Annotated in this window: 3 protein-coding genes; all 3 read left to right on the plus strand. The window is 76.1% G+C overall.

The window, feature by feature from the left end; all coding sequences use genetic code 11:
• Nucleotides 1–116: 116 nt before the first annotated feature.
• The gene (locus tag ABZ641_RS33735; RefSeq protein WP_359988093.1) at nucleotides 117–533 is read left to right on the plus strand and encodes an avidin/streptavidin family protein; all 417 of its coding nucleotides are present in this window, start codon (nucleotides 117–119) and stop codon (nucleotides 531–533) included.
• A gap of 81 nt (nucleotides 534–614) precedes the next feature.
• Entirely contained in the window at nucleotides 615–1,406 is a 792-nt protein-coding gene (locus tag ABZ641_RS33740) for an SGNH/GDSL hydrolase family protein (protein WP_344626066.1), read from the plus strand.
• Nucleotides 1,407–1,482: 76 nt separating this feature from the next.
• Nucleotides 1,483–2,025 carry a gamma carbonic anhydrase family protein gene (locus tag ABZ641_RS33745; protein ID WP_344626065.1) on the plus strand — a complete coding sequence of 181 codons (543 nt, stop codon included), beginning with the start codon at nucleotides 1,483–1,485 and terminating at the stop codon, nucleotides 2,023–2,025.
• The last annotated feature ends 262 nt before the right edge of the window (nucleotides 2,026–2,287 follow it).

Consider the following 2,287-nt stretch of genomic DNA (forward strand, 5'->3'; position numbering starts at 1 on the left):
CGCGCACCGGCCCGGTCGCGGTGCGAAGCCCACCCCCCGGCCCGATCCTGGGAGAGCCACGCGGCCGCCCGACCGGGGTGCGGCCGCCGGAACGGGTCCGCCCAGGGAGAACATCGATGACCATCGCCGGAGACTGGTACAACGAGTTCGGCTCGCACATGCGGCTCACCGACGACACGTCGGGCGGCCTCACCGGGACGTACGTGTCGGGCGCGGGCCACGTGGCCGGCCCGTACGAGCTCACCGGCCGCCACGACGCGCCGGCCGGGCCCGGCCAGGGCACCGCGGTCGGCTGGACGGTCGCCTGGCGCAACGAGCAGGGCGACGCCGGCTCGGTCACCAGCTGGAGCGGGCAGTACCTGGCGGGCGACGAGACCATCCTCGCCACCTGGTTGCTCACCCGCTCGGCCGCCGCCGCGGACGTCTGGGAGTCGACCGTGGTCGGCCAGGACGTCTTCACCCGGCAGGCCCCCGCCCCCGAGGACGTCGAACGCCACCTCCGCGGCCGCCGCCCGGCCTCCCACCCGAGCTGACCGCGCGCCACCAGGGGCGCCCCGGCTCCGGGGCGCCCCTTCGTACCGGCCGGTAGCCGGTGCGCGTACGATCGTCGGGCCATGGAGAACACAGCCACCTTCACCAGCTACGTCGCCGTCGGGGACTCCTTCACCGAGGGCATGTGCGACGACCTGCTGCCCGACGGCCACTACCGCGGCTGGGCCGACCGCGTCGCCGCCGCCCTGGCCGCCGAGCAGGACGGCGGCGGCTTCCGCTACGCCAACCTCGCCGTCCGCGGCAAGCTGATCGGCCAGATCTGCGACGAGCAGGTCGGCCCGGCCGCCGCGATGGGCACCGACCTGGTCACCCTCGCCGGCGGGCTCAACGACGTGCTGCGCCCAGGCTGCGACATCGCCCACGTCAGGGAGCGGTTCGGCGTCGCCGCCCGCACCCTGCTCGCCGGCGGCGCCACCGTGGTCATGTTCACCAGCACCGACCCCAGCCGCCGGATGCCCGGCGGCACCCGCCTGCTGCCGGCCGTCCTGGAGCTCAAGGCCTTCGTCGAGGGCATCGCCCGCGACTCCGGCGGCAGGGCGGTCGTGGTCGACCTCTTCAGCGCCCCCTGCTTCGACGACCCGCGGATGTGGGCCGAGGACCGGCTCCACCTCTCCGCCGAGGGCCACCGCCGGGTCGCCGTCGCCGTCCTCGAGGCACTCGGCCGCCCCGCCGCCCAGGACTGGCGCATCCCGCTGCCCCCCGCCGCCCCGCAGAGCCGCACCGCGAAGCTCGGCGCCGACCTGCGCTGGCTGCGCAGCCACCTCGGCCCGTGGATCGGCCGCCGCCTCACCGGCCGCTCCTCCGGCGACGGCCGCCCGCCCAAGCGCGCCGAGCTGCTCCCGTACGAGGGCTGACCCCGCGGGCCGACCCCGGGAGCCGACCCTGCCGTACCCGCCGTTCCCGCACCGTTCGAGACCAGGAGTACCGACCATGGCCGAGCCGCTGATCGCCGCCGTCGCGGGCCGGGTGCCCGCCGTCGACCCCTCGGCGTTCGTCGCCCCCAACGCGGTCGTCGTCGGCGCGGTCACCGTCGCCGCCCGCGCGGGCATCTGGTACGGCGCGGTGCTGCGCGGCGACGCCGAGACGATCGCCGTCGGCGCCGACACCAACATCCAGGACAACTGCACCCTGCACGCCGACCCCGGCTTCCCGCTGGTGCTCGGCGAGCGGATCTCGGTCGGCCACAACGCGGTGCTGCACGGCTGCACGGTCGAGGACGACGTGCTGGTCGGCATGGGCGCCACGGTGCTCAACGGGGCCCGGATCGGCTCGGGCTCGCTGATCGCCGCCGGTGCGGTGGTCACCCAGGGCACCGAGGTGCCGCCCGGCTCCCTGGTCGCCGGCGTCCCGGCCAAGGTCCGCCGCCCGCTCACCGACGAGGAGCGCGCCGGGATCCGCACCAACGCCGAGGGCTACCTGCTGCTCGCCGAGGCCCACCGCGGCGTCGGCGCCCCGGGGGTCCGGCCGCTCTGAGCCGCCCTCCGAGGTGCTGAGCGGCCCGCCAGGACGCAAGCTGGTGATCACCCACAACCAGCGGCGATGCCGGGACGGGCGGAGGCCCGGCGGAGCGGAGGAGCCGTGTTCCAACTGCTGTGGATCCTGCTGATCGGATTCGTCCTCGGCGTCCTGGCCAAGCTGATCCTGCGCGGCCCGCAGGCGATCCCGTGGTGGCTGACCATGCTGCTCGGCGCGGCCGGCGCACTGCTCGGCAACGGCGTCGCCGGCTGGCTCGGCG

The organism is Kitasatospora sp. NPDC007106, from assembly GCF_040634455.1.
Classification (GTDB): domain Bacteria; phylum Actinomycetota; class Actinomycetes; order Streptomycetales; family Streptomycetaceae; genus Kitasatospora; species Kitasatospora arboriphila.